The 5,913-nt window shown below is 66.3% G+C and carries 5 protein-coding genes; 3 read left to right on the plus strand and 2 right to left on the minus strand.

What is annotated here, in order from left to right:
* Nucleotides 1–333 precede the first annotated feature (333 nt).
* Nucleotides 334–1,902 (minus strand): MFS transporter, encoded by a 1,569-nt coding sequence (locus tag Y705_RS18960; RefSeq protein ID WP_253908574.1) that lies wholly within the window; start codon nucleotides 1,900–1,902, stop codon nucleotides 334–336.
* Between the two features lie 61 nt (nucleotides 1,903–1,963).
* On the opposite strand from Y705_RS18960, the gene Y705_RS18965 reads away from it, so the two are divergent.
* From Y705_RS18965 to Y705_RS0109915, 3 genes are read left to right on the plus strand one after another with little or no spacing between them, the layout of a single operon-like run.
* Nucleotides 1,964–2,530: a TetR/AcrR family transcriptional regulator gene (locus Y705_RS18965; protein ID WP_049822569.1), complete on the plus strand. Its 567-nt coding sequence runs from the start codon at nucleotides 1,964–1,966 to the stop codon at nucleotides 2,528–2,530.
* Nucleotides 2,523–2,999: a large conductance mechanosensitive channel protein MscL gene (gene mscL / locus Y705_RS0109910; RefSeq protein ID WP_026532733.1), complete on the plus strand. Its 477-nt coding sequence runs from the start codon at nucleotides 2,523–2,525 to the stop codon at nucleotides 2,997–2,999. The genes Y705_RS18965 and mscL overlap by 8 nt, the downstream gene beginning before the upstream one ends.
* 2 nt (nucleotides 3,000–3,001) lie before the next feature.
* The gene (locus tag Y705_RS0109915) at nucleotides 3,002–4,285 is read left to right on the plus strand and encodes an SAM-dependent methyltransferase (protein WP_026532734.1); all 1,284 of its coding nucleotides are present in this window, start codon (nucleotides 3,002–3,004) and stop codon (nucleotides 4,283–4,285) included.
* Between the two features lie 24 nt (nucleotides 4,286–4,309).
* Here Y705_RS0109915 and Y705_RS0109920 read toward each other — a convergent pair whose 3' ends face one another.
* The gene (locus Y705_RS0109920) at nucleotides 4,310–5,809 is read right to left on the minus strand and encodes an FAD-dependent oxidoreductase (RefSeq protein ID WP_026532735.1); all 1,500 of its coding nucleotides are present in this window, start codon (nucleotides 5,807–5,809) and stop codon (nucleotides 4,310–4,312) included.
* Nucleotides 5,810–5,913 lie beyond the last annotated feature (104 nt).

Here is a 5,913-nt window from a genome sequence, read left to right on the forward strand (position 1 = left end):
TTCGCCAAGTCAGGGCATACGCCCCAAACCGATAACCCGCTTACCCAGTTAAATCCTGCGTATCTCATCTGATGAATCACTTGAGCCCGCTCCCGCGTCCTTTCAAGGCCATGCCTCCAATGTGCCTTGAGACGCCGCATAAAATGGATTATCCGATTTGGGTTGGCACTAGCGGCTTTGGCTGGGTAACCCGGTTTGTAGGCCGAATGACAGAAAAGAAATGCCCCTGACCTGCGGACTTGCTGAAACGATGCACTCAACAAATTATTGACTCAGATCTCGGAGTGATCACAAGGGGAGAGATGGCGGGCGGTAGCCTGCCGTGGCGGTAGGTCAGAGCCGCACCGTCGGCCGCAAGCTCCATCCGGCGAGTACCGCTGCGGCAACCATGAGCAGCGCGGCGATACCGGAGGTCAGGGTCACCCCGCTGTCGAACGCACGGAACGCTGAGTCCAGCAAGGCCGAAGCATTTGCTGCGGGCAGGTCCGCCGCCGTCGCCACCGCCCCTCCGAGCGTTTCGGTGGCGGCCGCGGCCTGCTCGCGGGTGAGGGCCTCCGGCAGCGACAGGTTGCCCTGGTAGGAGGAGAGCAGGATGCTGCCGAGAATAGCCGTTCCGAAGACCGAACCCACTTCGTAGGCGGTTTCGGACACGGCCGAGGCCGCGCCGGCCTTGGCAGCGGGCACGGTGGAGAGGATGAGGTCGTTCGAGACGGTTTCCGATGCGCCGACCCCGATGCCGAGCAGGACAAAGGCGGCCATCAACTGGACTGCAGAGCTTCCCTGTCCGCCGAGAAGACCCTGCAGGGTGAGGAAGCTGTAGGCAGCCGCCGAGAAGAGCAGCGCGACCGGGACCACCACGTGGGCCGGAACGCGCTTGACCACGGGAACCACCCCCAGGCCTGCGACGATCGTCAGGACAAGCCCCGGCAGCAGGACCATCCCGGCGTCGAGCGGGCTGAGGCCGAGCACCAGTTGCAGGTGCTGCGAGACGAAGAAGAGGAATCCCACGAGGGAGAAGATGGCCAACAGGTTCACGAGTACCGCTCCGGTGAAGGCGCGGACAGTGAAGAGCCGGACGTCGAGCATGGGGTTGGCCCGCCGGAGCTGGCGCACCACGAAGCCGCCGCCGGCGGCGAGGCCCAGCACGACGGCGGTGACGGTCACCAGCGGGAGCCCGCCCTTCGCAAGGTTCTTGATCGCGAACACCACGGGAAGCATGGTCGTGATGGACAGGGCGATACTCAGGTAATCCACCCGGCCCGGCCGCGGGTCGCGGGATTCCGGCACGAAGACGGGTGTCAATCCGAGCATCAGCACAAGGACAGGCACTGCGAGAAGGAACACCGAACCCCACCAGAAGTGCTCGAGCAGCGCACCTCCCAGCAGCGGGCCGAGCGCCGCGCCGGCGGAGAACCCCGCGGCCCATACGGCGATGGCGAGCCGGCGCTGATTCCGGTCGACAAAGATGTTCCGGATCAGCGACAGCGTTGAGGGCATGAGCATCGCGCCGAAGACGCCGAGCCCCACGCGGGCGGCCACCAGGAAACCGGCTGTCGGGGCGAAGGCCGCGGCGACGGAGAAGAGGGCGAAGCCGCCGGCGCCGATCATGAGCAGGCGCCGACGCCCGAAACGGTCCCCGAAACTGCCCATCGCCACAAGGAGTCCCGCGAGTACCAGGGGATAGCTGTCGATGATCCACAGCAACGCCGTCCCGCTGGGCGCAAGATCCCGCGAGATTGCCGGCAGCGCGAAGCTCAGCACTGTGTTGTCGACTGCGACAAGCAGGACGGGGAGCATCAGGACGGCGAGCGCTATCCATTCCCGCGCGCCCGCACGGTGCGGGAAGTCGGGGCTGGTCGTCTCGACTCCGGACGGGGCGAGAGTGTGCTGGTGCAGTGTCATCATCCTAAGCTATACCGTCCAGCCGGTACAGTTCAACTTATGTGACCACTACCATGGAGGAATGGCCAGTTCCCGAGAGCGCATCCTTGACAGCTTCGAGGACACCCTGATCCGCGACGGCGAGCGGGCCGCCACCATGGAAACCGTGGCCGCCGCCGCCGAGGTCTCCAAGGGCGGGCTGCTCTACCACTTCCCGTCGAAGGAAGCGCTGGTGGATGCGCTCGCCGCGAGGCTCCTCGCCCTCGCCGAATCCGACCGGTCACGCATGGTCGACGATCCCGAGGGGCCGGGCCGCTACTATGTGCGGACCTCCGTCTACGAGGACAGCCCACTGGATAGGGCGCTGGTTTCAATGGCGCGCCTGGCTCAGCAGGGCCACCCCACGGCACGGGCGACCCTGGCGCAGATCCAGGATCTCTGGCTCGGTGCGCTCGAGAAAGGCCTCGGAAACCGCACGGCCGCGCAGGCCGTCAAACTCCTGGGTGACGGCATCTACTACGACGCCGCTTTCTTCTCGGGCGATGGCGCCCCGCGCCACTCCGCCGGCGATCTGGCGGAGCTCCTCACGGTGGTGGACCTCATCGTTGCCAGCTACAGCTCATCGGCCGAAGGAGGATCTCGTGCTTAAGGGTTTCAAGAACTTCATCCTGCGTGGAAACGTGATCGAACTGTCGATCGCCGTCGTCATCGGGGCTGCATTCACGGCCCTCGTCGGCGCGTTCACCCAGAACATCGTTCAACCGCTGATCGCGGCTGCCGGTGGGGTGGATGCCGACGGATTCGGGTTCCGCATCTGGGCCGGGAATCCAGCCACCTTCGTCAATATCGGTGCCGTCCTCACCGCCGTCGTGACCTTCCTGATCACCGCAGCGGTGGTGTATTTCGTCTTCGTGCTCCCGATGAATCGCGTCAGCGCCCATGCCAAGGCGCGGCTGGCCGCCGAGGAGCCCGAGGAGGTTCCGGTGCCCGTCGACACCGTGCTCCTGACCGAGATGCGGGACCTCCTGCAGCAGCTTGCACGGCAGGACGACGGCGGCCCGCGCGACCATCTCCAGGCAGGTCCGTTTACTGAACGCATCAACAAGGGTAAACAGTAGACATGACCAGAACGAAGGGCGTGGCACCGCGCATCGCGTCGGCCATGTCAGTGGTTTTGGGTAATGACCTGATACCGCTGCGGCTGCGCGCCTGGGACGGATCGGTTGCCGGTCCGGCCGGTGCCCCGGAACTGGTGTTCCACTCGAGGCGGGCCTTGAGGAGAATCCTCTGGTCCCCGGGCCAGCTCGGGTTGGTCCGTGCGTATGTAGCGGGAGAAGTCGATGCTCCCGGTGATCTTTTCGAGAGCTTCGCCGCCCTGAGTTCGGTGGGCAAGTTCGCCGAGACCGGGCCCTTTCGCTCACTCACGGTGCGCGAACGCTGGACACTGCTCAAGACCGTCGTGCTGCTCGGCGCGCTGGGACTCCAGCCGGCGCCGCCGCCGGAAGAGGCCGACGTCGTGCGGTCCGGCAAGCGGCATTCGCGGGGCAGGGATGCTGCGGCGATTTCCCACCACTACGACGTCGGCAACGCCTTCTACTCGATAGTGCTCGGCCCGTCCATGGTCTACTCCTGTGCGGTTTGGGAGGACGAGCAAGCCGGCCTGGACGCCGCCCAGAAGCTCAAGTTGGATCTGGTCTGCCGCAAGCTCGGGCTGCAGCCCGGAATGCGCTTGCTGGACGTGGGGTGCGGGTGGGGTAGTTTCGCCCTGCATGCCGCCGAGCGCTACGGGGTGGCCGTCGTCGGAGTCACCCTGTCCACCGAGCAGGCCGCGCTGGCGCGTGGGCGCGTGGCCGAGGCGGGGTTGACCGACAGCATTGAGATCCGGATCCAGGACTACCGCGACGTGGAGGACGGTCCGTTCGACGCCATCAGCTCCATCGGCATGTCGGAGCATGTAGGCCGGGCGGAAATCGGCCGCTACGCCGCTCGGTTACGCCACCTGCTGCGCCCCGGAGGCCGGCTGCTCAACCACGCCATCTCCTGGAACGCCGGGGAAGCCCTCCCGGATCCCGACTCCTTCATTCCCCGCTATGTCTTTCCCGACGGGGAGATGCTGAGTCTTCCGGAGATGGTGGGGGCACTTGACGCCGCTGGGCTGGAGGTGCTCGACGTCGAAGCGCTGCGTCGGCATTACGCGCTGACGCTGCGTGCGTGGGTGCGGAACCTCGAAGACCACTGGGACGAAGCGGTGCAGATGGTCGGTGCGGCCCGGGCACGGGTGTGGCGGCTCTATCTGGTGGTCAGTGCCGTGGGTTTTGAAACCGGGCTGACCGGGGTGAACCAGGTGCTCGTGCAACGTCGCGGTGGTGTCGATCCACCGCTGCGCCGGACCGGGTGGATCTAGGACCTACACTTCCAGGGCCTCGGCTCAGGCCTTCCTGGAACCGTTCAGGGGAGTGAGGTCCGACGTCGACGGCCCCTCGAGCACCCTGCCGTCCGCGGTGAAGCGTGAGCCGTGGAGCGGGCAGTCCCAGGAACGTTCGGCGTCGTTCCAGTTCACGATTCCCCTCAGATGGGGGCAGACCGCCGACATCCGGTGCTCCACGCCGTCGACCGTGCACACGGCCACCGGCCGGCCACCCTCGCGCACCACGATCCCCTCGCCCTCGGGCGGAGCGCTTGAGGAGGTTCTCGCCAGACCCCCGAGCCAGCCGGTGAGTGCCTCGAAGCCCACCTCCACGCCGGTCGACGCGGTCGCCAGCACGTCCGCCGGACTCACCCTCGTCTTGTAGAGCGTGTCGGCCCACGGCATGTTGCCGCCCAGGATTTCGCTGGACAGGGCGAGCGACGCCGCAACCGCGTTCGTCATGCCCCATTTGTTGTATCCCGTGGCTGCGTAGATGTGGCCGCCACTCGCCGGGACCTTGCCCACATAGGGGACAGCGGCTGCGGGCTGATAGTCCTGGGCCGACCACGCGTAGGCGAACTGCGCCGACGGAAAGTACTCTCGGGCCCAGCGGGTGAGATCGTCGACGAGCGCCTGCGTCTTCGACCGGTGGCCCACCACGTGGCCATTGCCGCCGACAATGAGGTACTTCTTTCCGTCGACGAGCGCGGTGCGAAGTGAGCGGGACGGTGAATCGACCGAGAGGTACATCTCCGCCGGGATGTCATCGGTGACGGTGAGGGCGATGCAGTAGGAGCGCAGAGGTTTCAGGACGGCGAAGTGGCCCCCACGATCGAGGATCGGAAAGCCGCTGGCAAGGATCACGTTGCGGGCCTTGACCGGCCCGGCGCCGGTCTTCAGCTCTACGCCGTCGGCGTTGGTTCTGGCTACACCCGTCACGCGGACACCCTCAATGAGTTTGCCTCCGTGCCGGCGGTATTCCGCAGCCAATGCCGCGAGGACCTCGAGGGGGTGGAACTGCGCCTGGTCCTTGAGGCGGAGCGTCCGGCGCACGGGGAAGGGCAGTGATGCGGCCCTGCCCAGTTCCGTCTCGAGGCCCGCGTCCAGACAGGCCTCGTGCTCCGCATCGAGCTTCTTCGCTCCGCTGTCGGTAATGGCGTAGTTGACGGCGTCGCGCCGGTCGTAGCCCACGTTGGTGTCATCGCAGAACCGGGTCAGCCAGGCCTGGCCCTCCAGATTCGCCGTGACGTAGGCACGCGCCAAGTCGGCGTCGTGGTGCTGGGTGATCCTCGAGATGCCCGTCCCCTGCAGGAGCGAGAGCTTGGCGGTGGTGTTGCCCGTGGTGACCGCGCCCGTCGTACGCGCCTCGAGGATCGCAACCCGATGCCCGGCACGTGCGAGCAGGAGGGCCGTGGTGAGGCCGGTGAGCCCTGCACCCACCACCACGGAATCGTAGGAGGCGTCCGGGGTGAACGGATCGACGGGTATTTCCGGGGCAGTATCGAGCCACAGCGACTTCACGCAGTTTCCCTTCCGTAGGTGACCTAGCCCACCACTAAGCATGCTTACAGTCAAGCGGCTCCGGGCGTTGCCCCACCCCCGCTGATTAAGCACCTATGGCTGCT

It is taken from the genome of Arthrobacter sp. H41 (assembly GCF_000520535.1).
Lineage (GTDB): Bacteria > Actinomycetota > Actinomycetes > Actinomycetales > Micrococcaceae > Arthrobacter_D.